Annotated in this window: 19 protein-coding genes and 1 pseudogene; 8 read left to right on the forward strand and 12 right to left on the reverse strand. The window is 66.6% G+C overall.

Annotated elements, in window-relative coordinates:
- From F3H32_RS16875 to F3H32_RS16900, 6 genes and pseudogenes are all read right to left on the reverse strand, one after another.
- A pseudogene (locus F3H32_RS16875) lies at positions 1-391 on the reverse strand (IS5 family transposase); the annotation flags it as partial.
- Positions 392-460: 69 nt separating this feature from the next.
- Positions 461-1372, reverse strand: coding sequence for a 2-hydroxyacid dehydrogenase (locus F3H32_RS16880; protein WP_149766832.1), 912 nt, complete (start codon positions 1370-1372; stop codon positions 461-463).
- Positions 1372-2745 (reverse strand): aspartate aminotransferase family protein, encoded by a 1374-nt coding sequence (locus F3H32_RS16885; protein ID WP_149766833.1) that lies wholly within the window; start codon positions 2743-2745, stop codon positions 1372-1374. The genes F3H32_RS16880 and F3H32_RS16885 overlap by 1 nt, the downstream gene beginning before the upstream one ends.
- A gap of 14 nt (positions 2746-2759) precedes the next feature.
- The gene (locus tag F3H32_RS16890; protein WP_149766834.1) at positions 2760-3572 is read right to left on the reverse strand and encodes a GNAT family N-acetyltransferase; all 813 of its coding nucleotides are present in this window, start codon (positions 3570-3572) and stop codon (positions 2760-2762) included.
- Between the two features lie 115 nt (positions 3573-3687).
- On the reverse strand, positions 3688-4794 hold the full coding sequence (gene argE / locus F3H32_RS16895; RefSeq protein ID WP_149766835.1) for an acetylornithine deacetylase: 1107 nt from the start codon (positions 4792-4794) through the stop codon (positions 3688-3690).
- A complete protein-coding gene (locus F3H32_RS16900) occupies positions 4778-5140 on the reverse strand; it encodes a cupin domain-containing protein (RefSeq protein ID WP_149766836.1) in 363 nt (120 codons plus the stop codon). Before F3H32_RS16900 ends, argE begins: the two co-directional genes overlap by 17 nt.
- Before the next feature lie 194 nt (positions 5141-5334).
- Between F3H32_RS16900 and F3H32_RS16905 the strand changes: the two genes are divergently transcribed.
- Complete coding sequence (locus F3H32_RS16905) at positions 5335-6000, forward strand: haloacid dehalogenase type II (protein ID WP_149766837.1); 666 nt, start codon at positions 5335-5337, stop codon at positions 5998-6000.
- Positions 5997-7280 carry an NAD(P)/FAD-dependent oxidoreductase gene (locus tag F3H32_RS16910; RefSeq protein ID WP_149766838.1) on the forward strand — a complete coding sequence of 428 codons (1284 nt, stop codon included), beginning with the start codon at positions 5997-5999 and terminating at the stop codon, positions 7278-7280. The genes F3H32_RS16905 and F3H32_RS16910 overlap by 4 nt, the downstream gene beginning before the upstream one ends.
- Before the next feature lie 18 nt (positions 7281-7298).
- Here the strand turns inward: F3H32_RS16910 and F3H32_RS16915 are convergent, their stop codons facing one another.
- Complete coding sequence (locus tag F3H32_RS16915) at positions 7299-8210, reverse strand: GNAT family N-acetyltransferase (RefSeq protein WP_188128706.1); 912 nt, start codon at positions 8208-8210, stop codon at positions 7299-7301.
- 271 nt (positions 8211-8481) lie between these two features.
- Between F3H32_RS16915 and F3H32_RS16920 the strand changes: the two genes are divergently transcribed.
- The 5 genes from F3H32_RS16920 (at position 8482) to F3H32_RS16940 (ending at position 11947) form a co-directional block, all read left to right on the forward strand.
- The gene (locus F3H32_RS16920) at positions 8482-9030 is read left to right on the forward strand and encodes a cysteine hydrolase family protein (RefSeq protein ID WP_149766840.1); all 549 of its coding nucleotides are present in this window, start codon (positions 8482-8484) and stop codon (positions 9028-9030) included.
- A 103-nt stretch (positions 9031-9133) separates the two neighbouring features.
- Entirely contained in the window at positions 9134-10219 is a 1086-nt protein-coding gene (locus F3H32_RS16925) for an LLM class flavin-dependent oxidoreductase (RefSeq protein WP_149766841.1), read from the forward strand.
- A 101-nt stretch (positions 10220-10320) separates the two neighbouring features.
- Entirely contained in the window at positions 10321-10947 is a 627-nt protein-coding gene (locus tag F3H32_RS16930) for a TetR/AcrR family transcriptional regulator (protein WP_149766842.1), read from the forward strand.
- A 10-nt stretch (positions 10948-10957) separates the two neighbouring features.
- A complete protein-coding gene (locus F3H32_RS16935) occupies positions 10958-11401 on the forward strand; it encodes an SRPBCC family protein (RefSeq protein WP_149766843.1) in 444 nt (147 codons plus the stop codon).
- Between the two features lie 57 nt (positions 11402-11458).
- Entirely contained in the window at positions 11459-11947 is a 489-nt protein-coding gene (locus tag F3H32_RS16940) for a VOC family protein (protein ID WP_149766844.1), read from the forward strand.
- Positions 11948-12127: 180 nt separating this feature from the next.
- On the opposite strand, the gene F3H32_RS16945 is transcribed toward F3H32_RS16940, so the two are convergent.
- Genes F3H32_RS16945 through F3H32_RS16965 form a run of 5 tightly spaced genes read right to left on the reverse strand, consistent with a single transcriptional unit; the run spans position 12128 to position 16677 of the window.
- Positions 12128-13417: a TRAP transporter large permease gene (locus tag F3H32_RS16945; protein ID WP_149766845.1), complete on the reverse strand. Its 1290-nt coding sequence runs from the start codon at positions 13415-13417 to the stop codon at positions 12128-12130.
- Between the two features lies 1 nt (position 13418).
- Entirely contained in the window at positions 13419-13937 is a 519-nt protein-coding gene (locus tag F3H32_RS16950; RefSeq protein WP_149766846.1) for a TRAP transporter small permease, read from the reverse strand.
- 19 nt (positions 13938-13956) lie between these two features.
- Positions 13957-14943 carry a TRAP transporter substrate-binding protein DctP gene (dctP, locus tag F3H32_RS16955; RefSeq protein ID WP_223191519.1) on the reverse strand — a complete coding sequence of 329 codons (987 nt, stop codon included), beginning with the start codon at positions 14941-14943 and terminating at the stop codon, positions 13957-13959.
- Positions 14944-14995: 52 nt separating this feature from the next.
- Positions 14996-16315 carry an NAD(P)/FAD-dependent oxidoreductase gene (locus F3H32_RS16960; protein ID WP_149766848.1) on the reverse strand — a complete coding sequence of 440 codons (1320 nt, stop codon included), beginning with the start codon at positions 16313-16315 and terminating at the stop codon, positions 14996-14998.
- On the reverse strand, positions 16312-16677 hold the full coding sequence (locus F3H32_RS16965) for a cupin domain-containing protein (protein ID WP_149766849.1): 366 nt from the start codon (positions 16675-16677) through the stop codon (positions 16312-16314). Before F3H32_RS16965 ends, F3H32_RS16960 begins: the two co-directional genes overlap by 4 nt.
- Before the next feature lie 104 nt (positions 16678-16781).
- Between F3H32_RS16965 and F3H32_RS16970 the strand changes: the two genes are divergently transcribed.
- Positions 16782-17300 carry a TetR/AcrR family transcriptional regulator gene (locus F3H32_RS16970; RefSeq protein WP_149766850.1) on the forward strand — a complete coding sequence of 173 codons (519 nt, stop codon included), beginning with the start codon at positions 16782-16784 and terminating at the stop codon, positions 17298-17300.
- Positions 17301-17365 lie beyond the last annotated feature (65 nt).

Genomic DNA, 17365 nt, shown 5'->3' on the forward strand with positions numbered 1-17365 from the left:
GCCAGGATCTTGGTCGTCCAGCCGCCCCTCGACTTGCCTATCGCTTGACTTTGAGTCCCCCTTTTGAGCCCTGTCCGTGGCGGTGAACCTTTACGATTGTTCCGTCGATCATCGCCATTTTCATGTCGGGATCATCGGACAATGCTTTGAAGATACGCTCAAATACTCCCGCGGCACCCCAATCCCGGAAACGGCGGTAGACCGAGTTCCATTTCCCGAACTCCTCCGGAAGATCGCGCCATTGCGCCCCAGTCCGAGCGATCCAGAAAACCGCCTCGAGAAAAAGGCGTGCATCACCGCCCGTTCGGCCGGGATCGGTCTTCTTGCCCAAGCAATGCGGCTCAATCTTCGCCCACTGGCAATCCGTGACGATGTAGCGTTCAACTGGCATCCAAACCTCCCGTTTGGAAAGCTTGAATCAGAAATCAGCTGACAGGGGAATCCTGATACTCAACAGACCCTAGTATCCCCGGCTGCGGTCCACCAGACCGGGCACCGGCTGTCCGTCGCGCTCGGCACGGATGACGGCCAGGGCATGGCGCGCGCCTTCCTCGGCATCGGTATGGGCGGCGATATGCGGGGTGATCAGCACGCGCGGATCGCGCCAGGCCCAGTGATCGGCGGGCAAGGGCTCGGGCTCGGTCACGTCCAGCATGGCGGCCGACAGCCGCCCGCCATCCAGCGCCCGGCGCAGCGCCGCCATGTCCAGCTGCGCGCCGCGCCCGGCATGGACCAGCCCCGCGCCCTGCGGCAGCCGGTCGAAGAAGCCGCTGCCCATCAGGCCGCGGGTTTCGTCCGTCAGCGGCAGCAGGCAAACCAGGATATCGGCCCCGGCCAGAAAGGCGTCCAGCCGCTGCGCGCCAAAGACCTGGACCCCTTCGACCGGCCTGCCAAAGCGGCTGTATCCCGAAACGGCAAAGCCCAGCGCTTGCAGGCTTTCGGCGGCCAGACGCCCGATCCGGCCCATGCCCATGATCCCAACCCGCCGCGTGCGCGCCAGCCGCGCCGGGCGGGGCTGCCATTCACCGCGCGCGGCATGATCCAGATAGAACGGCAGGTCCCGGTGCAGCGCCAGCGTGGCCATCACCACCCAGTCGCGCACCATGGCCTCGATCCCCGGCGCGATGGTGCGCGACAGCGCCACGCCGTCCGGCAAGGCCGGGAAATGGTCGGTCCCCGCGCCGACGCAGATCACCGTGTGCAGGTTCGGATAGCGCGACAGATCGGCGGGCGGCGTCCAGCAGGCCAGATGCGTGACCTGCGAGGCGTCGGTCACGCCCGCGGCGTCAGCGATGAAGCCCTCGCCCGCCTCGGCGAAGATGCGGCCCCAGACGGCGCCGCGTTCGGGGGTGGAATGCAGCAGCAGCGCCATCAGCGCAGGACCGCGCGGATTTCCGGGTCTTCCAGCGTCAGGTCCAGCACCTTGCGGGTGCGGGCGACGATCTGGTCGATCTGTTCGTCCGTGCAGCAAAAGGGCGGCGCATAGCCGAAGATGCCCTGCGCAAAGGATCGCACGATCAACCCCTGTTCCCAAGCCCGGTCGAACAGCCGCGTGGCGGGCTGGACCTCGGGCGGCAGGGGGGTCTTGGCATCCTTGTCCACGACCAGCTCGACCGCCGCCAGCATCCCCCTGCCCCGGACGTCGCCGACCAGGGGATGATCGCGCAGGCTTTCCAGCCCCGCCTGCAACCGCGCGCCCGCACGGCGACCGTTTTCCAGCAACCCGCCTTCGTAAAGCGCCAGCACCTCCAGCGCCACGGCGGCGCTGACCGGATGCGCGGAATAGGTGAAGCCGTGACCCACGGCCTTGGCCCCCGCGCCGTCGGCGATGGTCTCGTAGACATGGTCGCGCATAAGGACCGCGCCCATCGGCACATAGCCCGAGGTCAGGCCCTTGGCCGTGGTCATCAGGTCGGGCACGATCCCCTCGTCCTGACAGGCGAAGAGCGGGCCGGTGCGGCCAAAGCCGGTGATCACCTCGTCGGCGACGAAGAGCACCCCGTATTCGGCGCAAAGATCGCGCATCGCCTTGATCCAGCCCTGGGGCGGCACCAGCACGCCGCCCGAGCCCTGGATCGGCTCGACATAGAAGGCGGCGACGCGGTCCGGGCCGATGGCTTCGATCTTTGCCCGCAGTTCCGCGACCGAGGCGTCGGTCACCGCCTGCGGATCGCTGCCCAGCGGGTTGCGATACAGGTAATGCGACGAAATCTTGTGCTGCCAGTCATAGGGCACCCCGAACCCGTCGTGGAAACCCGGCAGCGCCGTCAGCCCCGCGCCCATGGTCGTGGACCCGTGATAGCCATTGGCGACCGAGATGAACTGGTCGCGCCCCGGCTGGCCCTTGGCATGCCAGTAATAGCGGATGAAGCGGATCGTGCTGTCCACCGCATCCGATCCGCCCAGCGTGAAATAGACGTGGTTCAGATCGCCGGGCGCGCGTTCGGCCAGGGCGGCGGCGAAGCGAATCGGCGCCTCGGCCCCGAGGTCGAAATAGCCGGTGGCATAGGGCAGCTTGCGCATCTGCTCAGCGGCGGCCTCGACGATGCTTTCGTGGCCATAGCCGGCGTTCACGCACCACAGGCCGGCGAAACCGTCGATCAGGCTGCGGCCCTCGCTGTCGGTGACGGTCGCGCCCTGCCCGCCGGTCAGGATGCGCACGCCGCGCTGCTCATGGCCGCGAAAGGACGAAACCGGGTGGATCAGGTGCCGGCGGTCAAGCTCGGCCAAGGAATTGCTCAGCATGGGGGTCTCCGGGTTCAGCCCAGGGCTTGCGAGATCAGGGCCTGGGTGGTGGGTGCGGGGGTGCGCGGGTTGCGGGTCATGGCGGTGCCGCCGCCGGCATGGGCAAGGCCCAGCGTCGCCGCCGCGAAGCCGCCAAGGCCCTGTTCCGCGCGCAGATCGACACGCAGGAAGCTGCCCTCGCAGCGGCGGGCGGCCTCGGCCAGCAATGCGCGGGCGGTGGCGGCATCGGGGGCGACGACCGGCCCGACGACGCGGCCGCGCCCGAAATCGCGCAGCATGGCGAAGCCTGCGTTGCAGATCAGGACCTCGCCACCGGCGGCGATGTCGCGCAACAGCGATGTGCGGTCCATGCCGCTGGCGGCGCGGTCGGCATCGGCAAGGCGGTCGATATCGGCGGGACTGCCGGTGGCGACGGGCAGTTCCGGCGCGGTGGCGACGGCAAGGCCCTGATGCTGGACAATCTGGCCGCTGGCCCGGAAGCCAAGCTTTTCGTAAAGCGGCAGCCCGTCCGTGGTGGCAATCAGGCGCATTTCGCGGTCGCCGGCCAGGGCGATGATCGCCTCCATCAACGCGCGGCCCAGGCCACGTCCGCGCATCGCCGCATCGACGATGATCATGTTCAGCGCGGCGACCGGGCCGAAGGGCGAACACAGCGCGGTGCCGACCACGCGGCCTTCGTCCAGCGCCACGACGCCATGGGATACCGACAGGGTCAGGGCCCAGTCCTGGGGCCGGTGGGGCCAGCCGGCCTGCTGCGACAGGCGCAGCGCCTGCGGCAGATGGGCGGGGGTAAAGGCAGTAAGTGCGGGGGTGGTGGTCGTGGTCATGCGATTTGTCCTTGTTGGCACCATCCTGCCACGGGCACACTCGCAGGATTGCCGATCTGGCAAGGGCGGGCGGCATGTCCTGCGGATCACGGAACGGCCGCCGCAGAAAATGCTGTCACGGGCAAAGCCGCCGGCCCAGCCGACGGATCAGGGCGCAGGCGTCCTGCAATTCGGCCTGGGTCAGGTATTCCTCGGGGCGGTGCGCGCGGGCGATGTCGCCGGGGCCGCAGATGATCGCGGGGATCCCGGCCTGCTGGTAAAGCCCGGCCTCGGTGCCATAGCTGACGGCGCCCAGCGGGGTGGTGCCGGTCAGTTCGGCCAGCAGCCGCGCCAGCGGGTGATCGCCATCAAGGGCAAGCGCCGGATAGGAGGACAGCCAGTCCACGGCCAGCCCGCCTGCCGCCGCGACCACCGGCTTCAGGATCGCCCTGGGATCGACGCCGTGGATCGCGCGGGCCTCGATCTGCGCCTCGGCCCGGTCGGGGATGATGTTGACCGCCTGCCCGCCCGCGACGGTGCCGATCTGAAGGCTGGACCAGGGCGGCGCGAAGCGCGGGTCCTGCGGCCCGGATTGCAGCGCCACGGCCTGCGCCGCGGCGGCGGTCAGCGCCGGCAGCAGCGCGTGGATCGCGTTCGCGCCCAGGTCGGGGCGCGAACTGTGCCCCGTCACCCCCGTCGCCACCAGCCGCAGCGCCGCCTTGCCCTTGTGCGCCAGCACCGGCACCAGGCCGGATGGCTCGCCGATGATCGCCCCCAGCGGCGGCGCGCAAAGTCCGGGCAGGGCCGCCAGCAGATGCGGCACGCCCCGGCAGCCCGCCTCTTCGTCATAGGAAAGCGCGATATGGACCGGCGCGGACAGCGGCATCGCGGCCAGTTCGGGCACCATCGCCAGGGCGGCGGCGACAAAGCCCTTCATGTCGCAGGCCCCGCGCCCGATCAGCCGGTCGCCCTGGCGGCGCAGGACAAAGGGATCGGCCTGCCAATCCGGCTCTGCCGCCGGAACCACGTCGAGATGGCCCGACAGGACATAGCCGGGACGCGCGGCATCGCCGATGCTGGCAAACAGGTTCCAGCGGTCGCCCTCGGGTCCGGGGACCAGCGCCGGCCTGATCCCGTGCCGGCGCAGATAGTCCGCCACGAAGCCGACGATGTCGCCGTTCGGGCCGCCCACGACGCTGGGAAACCCGACCAGCCGGTCCAGCAGATCAGTCGGCGAAGACATAGATCTTGCGCACGGTTTCGATGGTTTTCCAGGTGCCGTTGAAGCCGGGCTTCATCAGGAAGCTGTCGCCTGCGGCAAAGCGGCGCGTCTCGCCGCCTTCCTCGGTCAGATCGACCACCCCGGACAGGATATGGCAGAATTCCAGCGCCTCGCCCTTGACGGAACGGGTGGTGCCGGGCGTCGCTTCCCAGATGCCGGTGCGGATCTTCGACCAATTGCCCAAGGGAACCTCGTCCAGGGCCCAGGTCTTGAAGGCGGGGGCGCCCTCGATCAGCTTCTCGGGGGCGGCCGCGTCCTGGCGCGGGGCGAAGCCGGGGGCGGTGTCGATGGGGGTCAGCAGGGTCATAGGGTTCCTTTCAGTTGCGCCGCCAGCCTGGCCCGATCCGCGCAGGCTCGGGCACCGTTGTCGGGGCATGGGCGGCACGGCCTGCCGTCCATTGCCGCAATTTCGCAATGTCCTGCCGTCCGGCGCCCGACTGCCGCACGCGCTGTCGCAAAAGCGGGCCAATGATGGCTCAAACGGACCAACAGGAGGACCCGATGGCGCTGCGCCCGAAATTCATTACCTTCGATTGCCATGGCACGATGATCTTCTTCGACATGGCGGGCGCCGCGCGCGACCATTACGGCGCGCAGCTCAGCGGTCCGCAGATGGAGAAATTCATCGCCAATTTCGCGGCCTATCGCCTGGACGAGGTGCTGGGCGCCTGGAAACCCTATGCCGAGGTCGTCCACAATGCGCTGGAACGCACCTGCAAGCGCAACGGCATCGCCTTCGATCCCGCGGTGGCCGCGGATATCTATGCCCGCGTACCGACCTGGGGACCGAACCTTGACGTGCCCGCGGGGCTTAGGCGCATTGCCGGGAAAATCCCGCTTGTCGCGCTGACCAATTCGATGAACGACCAGATCCCGCATAACATCGCCAAGCTGGGCGCGCCCATCGATCATGTCTTCACCGCCGAAAGCGCCGGCGCCTACAAGCCGCAGATGCGGGCCTTCGAATACATGTTCGACCAGCTTGGCTGCGGACCCCAGGACGTGCTGCACGTGTCGTCGTCGTTCCGCTATGACCTGATGACCGCACATGACCTGGGCATCCGCAACAAGGTCTGGGTCAACCGCGGCCATGAGCCGGCGAACCCCTATTACGGCTATACCGAGGTCAGGGACATCTCGGGCCTGGCCGAGGTGGTGGGGCTGTGACGAAATACGCGTCCTATTGGCATGATGGCGTCCCCGCCTTTGCGGGCGCCGAGGCCGGGCCGGTCGAGGGACGCTTCGACGTGGCCGTGATCGGCGGCGGCTTCACCGGGCTGAACGCCGCCCGCAGCCTGGCGAAAGCCGGGCTGCGCGTCGCGCTGCTGGAGGCCGAGCAGGTCGGCTGGGGCGCGTCGGGCCGCAATGGCGGGCACCTGAACAACGGCATCGCGCATGGCTATGCCGATGCCAAGGCGCATCTGGGGGCAGAGCGCGCCCATGCCCTTTATCGCGCCTATGATCAGTCCATCGACATGATCGAAGCGATCGTGGCCGAGGAAGGCATCGCCTGCGATTTCCGCCGGTCTGGCAAGCTGAAGCTGGCATCCAAGCCCAGCCATGTGGCGGGGCTGCGCGCGAATTTCGACTTGATCCATGCCGAGGTCGATCCCGGCACCCGCTGGCTGGACCGCGACCAGATCCCGGCCGAGGTCGGGTCCGACAGCTTCCACGGCGCGATGCTTTATGAAAAATCCGCGATGATGCATATGGGCCGCTATGCCCAGGGGCTTGCCACGGCGGCGCATCGCCACGGCGCGCGGATCTGGGAAGGCGCGCCGATGACCGGCCGCACAAGGCTGGCCGATGGCTGGCAAGTGCAGACCCCGCGCGGCAGCCTGGCCGCGGACCGGGTGATCGTGGCGACCGGGGCTTACGGCACGACGGCGCCCTTGCGCCATTTCCGGCGCCGCATCATCTCGGTCGGGTCGTTCATCATCGCGACGCGGCCCCTGTCGGATGCCGAGGTCGCGGCCACCCTGCCCGGCGACCGGACCTGCGTGACCTCGATGAACATCGGCAATTATTTCCGCCTGTCGCCCGACCGGCGGCTGATCTTTGGCGGGCGGGCCCGGTTCTCGGCCCGGTCGGACCAGACTTCGGACGCGAAGTCGGGGGCGGTCCTGCGCCGGTCCATGGCCTCGATCTTTCCGCATCTGGCGGATATTCCCATTGATTATTGCTGGGGCGGGCTGGTGGACATGACCAAGGACCGTTTCCCCCGCGCCGGAGAGGCGGACGGCATGATCTATGGCATGGGCTATTCCGGCCATGGCGCGCAGATGTCCACGCTGATCGGGCAGGTCCTGGCAGACCTTGCCCTGGGCCAGCGCGGCACGAACCCGCTGGAGGGCCTCGACTGGCCCGCGATCCCCGCGCATAGCGGCAAGCCCTGGTTCCTGCCGCTGGTGGGGCTGTGGTTCGGGCTGAAAGACCGGCTGTCCTGATTGCGTGCGATAGTGGCGCTAGCCCAGCGAATGCGACGCCAGGCCATAGGTTACAGCCCCTTCCGTCGCACGACGGTGGGGGCCGATGCACATTTCCGTAACCGTGTCAAAGGGCACCAGCCCGGCATCCGCCAGGAAGGACAGGAAGCCCTCGCTGTCCACCGGCGTATCCAGGCGCGTGAACCCGCCCGCATTCGCCCGGATCAGCGGCGCGACCAGGGCTTTTGCCATGGCGTCCCCCTCGGCGATGACGGGACCGATCATCGTGCCCTTGCCGAAATCACGCTGTAGCGCAAAGCCGCAGACGGCGCCGTCGCGCAGCGCGACCGTGCCGGTCGACAAGCGCAGCAGCGCATCCAGCACCCGCGTCCGCGTCGCGCCATAGGCGGTCGCGTCCAGCGACCGAAGGCTCGCCTCGTCGCCCGCCCGCAGATCGCGGACCAGAATGCCGGGCGCGCGAACGGGTGCGATATCCCGCGCAATGCCCTGCTGCTGGCGGATGATGCCCACCGGCCGGAACCCTGCCGCCGCGTAAAGGCGATAGCCCGAATGCGTCGCGCTAAGCCGCAGGTCGCGGCCCGCGCAATCGGCCATCACCCGTTGCAGCAGCCATTTGCCTGCCCCCCGCGCCTGCAACCGCGGCACCGTGACCATCATTCCCAGCATGGCGAAATCGTCGCCGGTCAGGAAATACATCGCCGATCCGACGGGGCGGCCGATCTCGTCAACCGCCAGGTAGCCCTGCCCCAGCGACAGGAACAGGTCAAGGTCACGGGGACGATGCGGCCACAGCACCCCCACCGTCAACTCGTGCAACAACCGCCGTTGCGCCATGCGCAAGGGTTTGGCGCTGGTTTCATAGGCATCGATGCGCAAACGCGGCAGGGGGTTGTGATCACCTGCTGCCAAGCCCGCTTCGTTCTGACCCATGTTGCCCCGCTTCCAGACTATCCCCGCGCAGTATGCCCGCTGTCCCTCGCCATTTGATGCCGTATCACGGGCCGCAGGACAAAGATCGTGCCGCCCGCGCGGGCATTCCGCCAGCCACAGGCCTGCGCGCCCAAAGATCAGAAACCCGACCCGTGGCGCAACAGCCATTTGTCATTATTACCCCTGATTATGTCGATATCGCCAATACGCATGGATCGGCCCGGCGCCTATCTTATGCCCATCACAAAGCGAACAGCAGAAAGGACAAGCCATGAGCAAGCGCGCCATCGTCGTCGTCGATCTTCAGAACGACTATTTCCCTGGCGGAAAATATGAACTCGTCGGCATCGACAACGCCGCGGCAAACGCCGCCCGCGTGATCGAGGCCGCCCGCGAAAGGGGCGACCGCGTCATCCATGTCCAGCATATCTTCCCCAGCCAGGATGCGCCCTTCTTCACGCCCGATTCTGAAGGCACCGAAATCAACCCGGTCGTTGCCCCGCGCGAGGGCGAGACGGTCGTGGTCAAGAACTACCCCAATTCCTTCCTCAAGACCGAGTTGAAGGACATCCTTGATGCCGAGGGGGTCGAAGAGGTCGTGGTCGTCGGCGCGATGAGCCATATGTGCATCGACGCGACCACTCGTGCCGCCAGCGATTTCGGCTACAAGACGACCGTCATCCAGGATGCCTGCGCGACGCGCGATCTGGAACATCAAGGCGTCACCGTGCCGGCCGCATCCGTCCATGCCGCCATGATGTCGGCGCTTGGCTTTGCCTATGCGGCGATCACGGATACCGACACTTACGTGGCGCAGTAAATCGGGCTGCCCGACCTTGTGAACGCAATCCGTCTGCCGGGGCGCGCCTGTTGCCCCGGCGGACGGCGCATCTGTTTGCGCCGATATGTATGGAGATGACGACATGACCCCGGAAATCATCGCGACGCGCGTCGGCAACGCCCCGGTGCCCATTTCGATTCTGGATTTCGCCATGGCCGGACAGGGGCTGACCGCGCGCGATGCGCTGGCGGCCAGCGTCGATCTGGCGCGGCTGGTGGACCGGCGCGGCTTCGCCCGCTATTGGGTGGCCGAGCATCATTCCTCGCCGGGTGTCACCACCTCTTCGCCGCCGATGCTGCTGGCGCGGCTGGTCGGCGAAACGAAGCGGATCCGGCTTGGCGCGGGCGGCATGATGCTGCCCAATTTCCCGCCGCTGGTGGTGGCCGAACAATTCGGGCTGCTGTCCTCGATGGCGCCGGGGCGCATAGATCTGGGCATCGGCCGGGCGCCGGGCACGGACATGGCGACCGCCGCCGCCCTGCGGCGCGGCCAGATCGGCGCCGAGGATTTCCCCAACCAGTTGATGGAACTGCTGGCCTTTCTGGACGCCGATTTTCCGGGCGGCAGCCCCTATGGCGACCGCGTGCAGGCCGTGCCGGGACCATGGCAGGACCGCGAAAACGGCGTGGCGCGCGCGTTCCAGCGTCCGCCGGTCTGGCTGCTGGGCTCGTCTGGCTATTCGGCGCAACTGGCCGCGCATCTGGGCTTTCCCTTCGCCTTCGCCGCGCATCTGGCGGACCAGAATCTGGACTTCGCGCTTGATCTATATCGCAGCAAATTCCGCCCCTCGGCCCTTCTTGACAAGCCCTATGCCATCGTCAGTTCCGGCGTGATGGCGGCTGACGACGAACACGAGGCGCAGCGGCAATCATGGGCCTATTCGCATGCCATGATGCGCATGTCGCAGGGCAAGTCCTTCGTGGTGCCGACGCCCGAAAATGCCCAGACCTATTCCTATACCATGCAGGAACGGCAGATCATCGGCATGTGGGATGCCAAGACGATGAAAGGCACGGGCGCGCAGGTGGTCGAGCAACTGAATGCGCGGCAGAAGCATACGGGCGCGGATGAGATGATGATCCTGAACCTGGGCCATACGCCTTCGGCGATCCACCGCTCGACCGAACTGATCGCGGATGCCTATGCCATGCCTGCCGGGCCGGCTTAGTCAAGGGACGGGCTGGTCCCCAAGGCATCTCCGCGCCATCATTCACCTCACCCTTGATCACATACCGACCAGTTGGTATTGTTGATTCAAGGAGGAATGACATGCCTGCGCGAATCGCAAAGCCCAATGCCCGCTCCAAATTGCTTGATGCCGCCTTGTCGATGATCCGCGCCAAGGGCTATTGCGCCACCACGGTCGATGAACTTTGCGCCGCCGCCGGTGTCACCAAGGGCGCCTTCTTCCATCATTTCAGGAACAAGGACGAATTGGGCGTCGCCGCCGCCGGGCATTGGTCCGAAATGACCGGCGCCCTGTTCGCCGCTGCGCCCTATCACAACCATGCCGATCCGCTGGACCGCGTGCTGGGCTATGTCGCCTTCCGCAAGGCCTTGCTGCATGGCGGCGTGCCCGATTTCACCTGTCTGGTCGGCACCATGGTGCAGGAAACCTATGAGACGGCCCCGGCCATTCGCGATGCCTGCGACCGCAGCATCAGCACCCATGCCAGGACGCTGGAGGCGGATATCGGGGCGGCGATGCGCGACCGGGACATGTCAGCCGATTGGACGCCCGAAACGCTTGCCCTCCACATCCAGGCGGTCCTGCAAGGCGCCTTTATCCTTGCCAAGGCCAAGGGCGGGGCGCAGGTCGCCGCCGACAGCCTGGACCACCTGAGCCGCTACCTGACGCTGCTGTTTGGCGCGGGTGGCGCAACCCCCAACCCGTAAGGAGATCGTCATGCCCAGCACCATCATCCTGCACCGCGTCATCGCGGCAAAGCCCGAAAAGGTCTATCGCGCCTTTACCGAGCCGGATGCCATTGCAAGCTGGTTTCCGCCCTTCGGCTTTCTGTGCACCGTCCATGAGCTGGACGCCAAGGTCGGCGGCAAGCACAGGATGTCCTTTCGGAATTTCACCACCGGGGACAGCCATTCCTTCGGCGGCGAATATGTCGAACTCGTTCCCGGCGAACGGCTGGTCTACACGGACAGGTTCGACGACGCGAACCTGCCGGGCGAAATGCGGATCACCGTCACGCTGAAACCCGTGTCGGTGGGCACCGAGATGACCGTCGAGCAGGCCGGCGTGCCGGACCTGATCCCGGCCGAGGCCTGTTATCTTGGCTGGCAGCAAAGCCTGCGCAAGCTTGCAAGCCTGGTTCAGCCGGAAATCGACCAATAGCGGCGGCGGATCGCTGTTCGATCCGGCGCGAAACCCCCAGACCAAAGGAGACCAGAGATGACCGATCTTGTGACCTGCCTGTGGTTCGACCATGGCGAAGCTGGAAAAGCCGCCGCATTCTATGCCGCCACCTTTCCCGACAGCCATGTCGACCGGGTTAACGCCGCACCCGCCGACTATCCCGGCGGCCGGGCGGGCGATGAGCTGACCGTGGAATTCACCGTCCTTGGCCGAAGGTTCATCGGCCTTAACGGCGGCCCGGCCTTTACCCCGAACGAGGCGGTCAGCTTCATGGTCCTGACCGAGGATCAGGAAGAAACCGATCGCTACTGGAACGCGATCGTCGCAAACGGCGGCCAGGAAAGCGATTGCGGCTGGTGCAAGGACCGCTGGGGTCATTCCTGGCAGATCACCCCCAGGCGGCTGATGGAGCTGACGACCGATCCCGACCGCGCCAAGGCCAAGCGCGCGATGGAGGCGATGATGACGATGCGGAAAATCGACATCGCCCGCATCGAGGCGGCAGCGTCCGCCGGGGCAGAGTGACGAGGCAAGGGACGGCGACGAACGACGGTGCATCGCAGTCCTGGCGCGGCACTTAGGCGAACCCATGCGACGCAGCCGGAGCTTGTCGGTTGCGGAACGCATGCGAGAAAGAAGGGGGTGATGTGAGGGGCCTCTCGCCCTCCTCCAGCCTTGACCCCGCGGCGGGCCAGCCCGCCCTGCCTAAAGCAATCCCAGCCAGCGCGGCAGGGCCAGCGAAAGCGCGGGGATGAAGGTCGTCAGAACCATCACCGGCAAGGCGACGAAGGCCATCATGCGCAGCGCCGGACCGACCGCCTGATGGACCGGAGCACGTCCGATCCGGCAGGCCATGAACAGCACCGGCGCCATCGGCGGGCTGTTCGACCCGATCACCACCGAGGTCGCGACGATGGCGGCGAAATGCACCGGGTGCACCTCGACCGAGACCATCAGCGGCAGCAACAGCGGCGCGATCACCACCGTGACCGACACGTCGTCGATCAGCGCCCCGGCGATGATCAGGAACATGTTCACCAGGATCATCACGCCAATCGGATTGCTGACCAGCGACGCCACCAGTTCGGTGAGGTCCTGCGGGATGCGCTCGGCCACCAGGATGCGGCCGATCACAAAGGAAAACAGCAGGATCAGCACGATGGAGCCGGTGGTCTCGGCCGCCGCCACCGTGCTGTCGCGCAGCCGCGCCAGGCTCATGTCGCGATAGATGAAAAGGCCGATCAGGACCGCGGCGAGAACGGCAAAGGCCGCCGCCTCGGTCGGCGTGAAGAAGCCGCCATAGATGCCGCCGATGATGATGACCGGCAGCGAAAAGGCGGGGATGGTGCGCAGGGTGATGCGCCATTTCTCGGCGCCCGTCATCCGGCCCTCGTCCCGGATCTCGTGGATGCGGCGGCCGATCTGGGCGCGGTTGAAGATCATCAGCCCGACCATCAGCATGATCCCCGGCACGATCGAGGCCGCAAAGCAGGCCGCCACCGATTGCTGGGTCGCCACCGCGAACAGGATCATGGTGATCGAGGGCGGGATGAGGATGCCCAGAAGCGAGGAAATCCCCAGCAGCGCCGCCGAATAGCCGCGCGGATAGCCGCGTTCGGCCATCGGGTCGATCATCAGCGTGCCGATGGCCGCCACCGCCGCCGTGGCCGTCCCGGCGATGGCGCCGAACAGGCCCGCGGCGCCCACCATGGCATTGCCGAGCCCGCCCCGCCGCCGCCCGATCGCCATTTCGATAAAGCCGACCAGGCGGTTCGCGATGCCCCCCGACTGCATCAGGTATCCCGCCAGGATGAACAGCGGCAGGGCCAGCAGGATCACCGAGTTCAGCGACCGGAAGCCCTGCAACATCAGCGTGTTGGGATTGGCATCATAGATCCAGGCCAAGGCGGCCACGACGCCGGCGAAAGACCATGCGACGGGCAGCCCGATGCCCAGCAGAACCAGCAGCAGTCCCAGAACCAGCAAAGCCTCCATGTCAGGCCTCCTTGCCGGGTTGGGCGATCCGAAGACCCGCGCGGGCGATGTCGCGCAGGGCATAGAGGACGGCGGATACGGCGGCCAGCGCCAGCGGCGCCTGCGCATACCACAGCGGCAGGTTCAGGACCGGGATGATCTGCGGCCGCTTCATCCCCCAGGCCAGCATGCTCCACACCCAAAGCGCGAAGATCGCCGCGATGACCAGGGTCAGCACCGCGACGACAAGGCCGTGGATCGCCTGGGCGCGGGGCGCGCGCAGCGATGTGGCCAGGAAATCCACGACCAGATGCTCGGACCGCCGCGAGGCCATGACGGCACCCGCCATGTAAAGCCACATGGCGGCAAGCAGGCTCGCCTCGTGCATGCCCAACAGCGACTGGCTGAAGAAGACGCGAAAGATCACCAGCGCCACCAGCGACAGGGTGACGATGGCGCTGGTCGCCAGGATGACGACCTGCAAGAGCCAGGCAAAGGCCCGGTCGGCAAGGGTCAGGACGGCGACCACGGAAACCTCCATGCAAGGATGGCGACGGGGATCACTCGGCGGCGGCGTTCTGGCGGACGAGGTCCAGAAGCTCGGCGCCGATCATCGCCTCCATCTTGGGCCAGACCGCCTCTCGCACGGTCTTGCTCAGCGCGGCCAGTTCCTCGGGGCTCGGCTCGACATAGGTATGGCCCAGCTTCTTCCATGCCTCGACATAGCCGTCATCGGCGCGCTTGGCGGCGTCGAACTGCGCCAGCATGACCTTTTCCGCACCCGCGGCAACGGCCTGCTGCTGTTCGGGTGAAAGCCCGTCCCAGGTTTCCTGGTTCGCGGTCAGAATGCCGGTCAGGAACTGCTGCCGGCTGTGGACGTAATCGGTCAGCACGTCGCCGAAATATTCGTAATCGTAGAAGATCACATTGGCGCTGTCGCCGTCGACGACCCCGGTCTGGATGGCCGAGTAAAGCTCGCCCCAGTCGATGGTCGCGGTCTGATAGCCCATGGCCGCGATGGTTTCGGTAAAGGGCGAAACCGGCGGGACGCGCACCTTGAAGGCCTTGGCGGCCTCGACCGTGGTGGCGTGGCCGCCCTTGGTGCCGACGCCGTTGAACCCCTCGGGCCAGGCGCCAAGGTATTTCAGCCCGGTATCGGCATAGACCTCGGACAGCGCCGTGCTGAGCCAGCCATCCTTGCCATAGGCGGCCAGCGCCTCGTCCCAGTCGGTGAACATGTAGGGCGTATAGATCAGCGAGATGCGCTGGTCGTATGAGGTCATCGGCCAGTTCAGCATCAGATCGACATCGCCGGCCATGAGCAGGTCAAAGACCTCCTGCTGGCCGCCGAGTTCGTTCTGGTAGAAGATCTCGACCGTCAACGCGCCGTCGGTGGCGGTTTCGATTTCCTTGGCCCAGGCCTCGATGGCATTGCCCGCGTCCGAGCCTTTCGCGCCGGAATCGGTCGCCATCTTCAGCGTTTCCGCCATTGCCGGCATGGCCGTCGCGCCGCAGGCCAGCGCCGCAAGCAGCAAGGCGGCCGTCATTCCATTCATTTTTCTGACCATTTCCTTTCCCTCCCCAGGAAGCGGGCCGTTTTCAGGCCTCGTGTCGGTTCTTGAAAATCTCATAGGCAAAGCGCGCCCTGACGCCGATGTCCAGGAAAGGCCGCGGCGGCACCGGCGTCGGCATGCCAAGGCCGATCATGTCCGAGATCAGCGGATCGTCCTCGCCAAGCGCCATGGCCGCGGCCAGCCGGCCGCTGATCGTGCCCTTGGCGACGCCGACGGCATTCTGGCAAACCGCGCTCCAGACGTTCGGGGCGACCTGCCCGAAGCCGGGCGCACCGTTGCGCGACAGGCAGATATAGCCGGTCCAGGTATGCTCCATGGCGACGCCGCGCAGCATCGGGAAGCGCGCGTCGAACAGGCGCTGGTGCTCGGCCCGGATCTTTTGCCGGCGTGCGTCGGACTGGCGCAGGCCGGGACAGAAATGGATGTTCTGGCGGATCAGGATGCGGCGATCGTTGGTATAGCGCATGGTGATGCCGGCAAAGGCATTGGCCGGGGTCGAGCCCCAGGGCGCGATATTGCCGAAGGCCGCCTGCTCGGCCGGCGTCAGGCGGCGCGTCAGGCTGGCATGGGCGGCAAAGTTCAGCAGCCTGCCCCGCCAGAAGCCGAAGCGCATGGCCAGGCCGTTCACCGCCAGGATGGCCTTGGGCGCCCGGACCGAGCCATGCGCGGTCCTCAGCGTGATCGTCGGGCCGAAATCCGCCTCCAGCACCGGGCAATTCTCGTAAAGCGTGACGTTTTCCGGCAGGGTGTCGCCCAAGCCCCGGTTCAGCGCCGCCGGGTTCAGAAGCACCGTGCCGGGCGTATAGACCGAGGCCGCGAAATGCCGCGTGCCCAGGCGCCGGGCGGTTTCCCCGGCATCCAGCCATTCGTAAGGCTCGCCCAGCCGCTTCAATTCCTCGACCGTGGGCCGCAGGACCTGCTCGGCGCCGCGTTCGGAACTGGCGGTATGGTATTTGCCGTCCTCGCTCCAGTCGCAGTCGATGCCGTGGCGCTGCACGCAATCGCGCAGCGAGGCGATCCCCGCGCGGGCAAGGCGCAGATAGGCCCGGCCCTTGGCCAGTTCTTCGAGCGAGGAGCCGACATTATGCGGCAGGTCGATGGCAAAGCCCGAATTGCGGCCCGACGCGCCTTCGCCCAGTTGCTGCGCGTCGAACACCACGATCTTCGCATGGGGTCGCAGCTCGGCCAGACGGCGCGCCGCACCCAGCCCGGCATAGCCCGCGCCGATCACCACGACATCGGCGGCGATGTCTTTGGACAGCGGCGGCCTGGGCTGGCGCGGCGGCAAAAGCGCGGACCAGCCATTGCTGCGGTCGTCTTTGGGAAGCAGCGAGATCCGCGTCATGTCGCGGCCCCCGTGGCCCAGCTTGCCGGCTGGAGGCTGTAGAACACCAGCGCATCGGCCGAGACATAGCGCAGCTCGGTGCCGGCGGGCAGCCAGATCGTGTCCATGGGCCCGGCTTCCAGCCGGCCCTGCGGCGTTTCGACCGCGAAGGACCCCGAGATGACCAGGATCAGTTCGTCGTATTTGACCTGCCAGGGAATGTCCGCATCCCGGAACCGGGCAAAGCCGCCCGCCAGTTCGCTGCGATCCGCCAGGCCGGCCACTTCCACGACCTCGGCCATCGCGGGATAGGCGAAACGCGGCTGGAAACGCAGGTCGGAAAAGCGGTTCAGGCGCGCCGGTGCCTTGTCGGCATTCGTCATCTTTCTCTTCCCCTCCGGTCATGCCATCTGTTCTGGTGAAGAAAGGGATCGTCCGACACCATACATTGGTGTATTTTAAGATACAGACCTGTATGGAGCAGTCAATGAGAAAGCGCCAGCTGATAGAGCGTGTCAGCAAGGAAGCCGAGGGAGATCATGCCCAGCCCCGGCTGACACGCGCGGATTGGCTGGAGAAAGCCCTGGAAATGCTGATCGAGAACGGCATCGACGCGGTCAGGATCACCCGGCTTGCGGATCTGCTGGGGGTGACGCGCGGCAGCTTCTACTGGCACTTTGCCGACCGCAACGAATTGCTGGGGGCCGTGCTGGACGTGTGGCAGCAGTCCAACACGGCCAGCATCATTCAGGCCGCGACCGCGCCGGGCATGCTTCAGGACCGCATCCTGGCCCTGTTCATCTGCTGGCTGGACCCCGAACTGTTCGATCCGCGGCTTGACTTCGCGGTGCGCGACTGGGCGCGGGGCGATGCCGCGCTTCAGGCGGTCATCGCGCGATCGGACCAGCAGCGCATGGACGCGCTGATCGCCATGTTCGCAGCCCATGGCTTTGCCGAACGCCAGGCGATCATCCGGGCCCCCGAAGTTCGACAGCAAAACCGCTAAGCGATTGATTTCTCTGAGGCGGATTTCGCCTTTGTGTGACTACGGGACGGCTCTTAGGCAGGTTT

The sequence above is a fragment of the Paracoccus thiocyanatus genome (assembly GCF_900156255.1).
Lineage (GTDB): Bacteria > Pseudomonadota > Alphaproteobacteria > Rhodobacterales > Rhodobacteraceae > Paracoccus > Paracoccus thiocyanatus.

Coding starts and splice junctions, on each gene's coding strand:
- F3H32_RS16880 (WP_149766832.1), bottom strand. CDS start 1,372: ATGGCGCTGCTGCTGCATTCCACCCCCGAACGCGGCGCCGTCTGGGGC.
- F3H32_RS16885 (WP_149766833.1), bottom strand. CDS start 2,745: ATGCTGAGCAATTCCTTGGCCGAGCTTGACCGCCGGCACCTGATCCAC.
- F3H32_RS16890 (WP_149766834.1), bottom strand. CDS start 3,572: ATGACCACGACCACCACCCCCGCACTTACTGCCTTTACCCCCGCCCAT.
- argE (WP_149766835.1), bottom strand. CDS start 4,794: ATGTCTTCGCCGACTGATCTGCTGGACCGGCTGGTCGGGTTTCCCAGC.
- F3H32_RS16900 (WP_149766836.1), bottom strand. CDS start 5,140: ATGACCCTGCTGACCCCCATCGACACCGCCCCCGGCTTCGCCCCGCGC.
- F3H32_RS16905 (WP_149766837.1), top strand. CDS start 5,335: ATGGCGCTGCGCCCGAAATTCATTACCTTCGATTGCCATGGCACGATG.
- F3H32_RS16915 (WP_188128706.1), bottom strand. CDS start 8,210: ATGGGTCAGAACGAAGCGGGCTTGGCAGCAGGTGATCACAACCCCCTG.
- F3H32_RS16920 (WP_149766840.1), top strand. CDS start 8,482: ATGAGCAAGCGCGCCATCGTCGTCGTCGATCTTCAGAACGACTATTTC.
- F3H32_RS16925 (WP_149766841.1), top strand. CDS start 9,134: ATGACCCCGGAAATCATCGCGACGCGCGTCGGCAACGCCCCGGTGCCC.
- F3H32_RS16930 (WP_149766842.1), top strand. CDS start 10,321: ATGCCTGCGCGAATCGCAAAGCCCAATGCCCGCTCCAAATTGCTTGAT.
- F3H32_RS16935 (WP_149766843.1), top strand. CDS start 10,958: ATGCCCAGCACCATCATCCTGCACCGCGTCATCGCGGCAAAGCCCGAA.
- F3H32_RS16940 (WP_149766844.1), top strand. CDS start 11,459: ATGACCGATCTTGTGACCTGCCTGTGGTTCGACCATGGCGAAGCTGGA.
- F3H32_RS16945 (WP_149766845.1), bottom strand. CDS start 13,417: ATGGAGGCTTTGCTGGTTCTGGGACTGCTGCTGGTTCTGCTGGGCATC.
- F3H32_RS16950 (WP_149766846.1), bottom strand. CDS start 13,937: ATGGAGGTTTCCGTGGTCGCCGTCCTGACCCTTGCCGACCGGGCCTTT.
- dctP (WP_223191519.1), bottom strand. CDS start 14,943: ATGACGGCCGCCTTGCTGCTTGCGGCGCTGGCCTGCGGCGCGACGGCC.
- F3H32_RS16960 (WP_149766848.1), bottom strand. CDS start 16,315: ATGACGCGGATCTCGCTGCTTCCCAAAGACGACCGCAGCAATGGCTGG.
- F3H32_RS16965 (WP_149766849.1), bottom strand. CDS start 16,677: ATGACGAATGCCGACAAGGCACCGGCGCGCCTGAACCGCTTTTCCGAC.
- F3H32_RS16970 (WP_149766850.1), top strand. CDS start 16,782: ATGAGAAAGCGCCAGCTGATAGAGCGTGTCAGCAAGGAAGCCGAGGGA.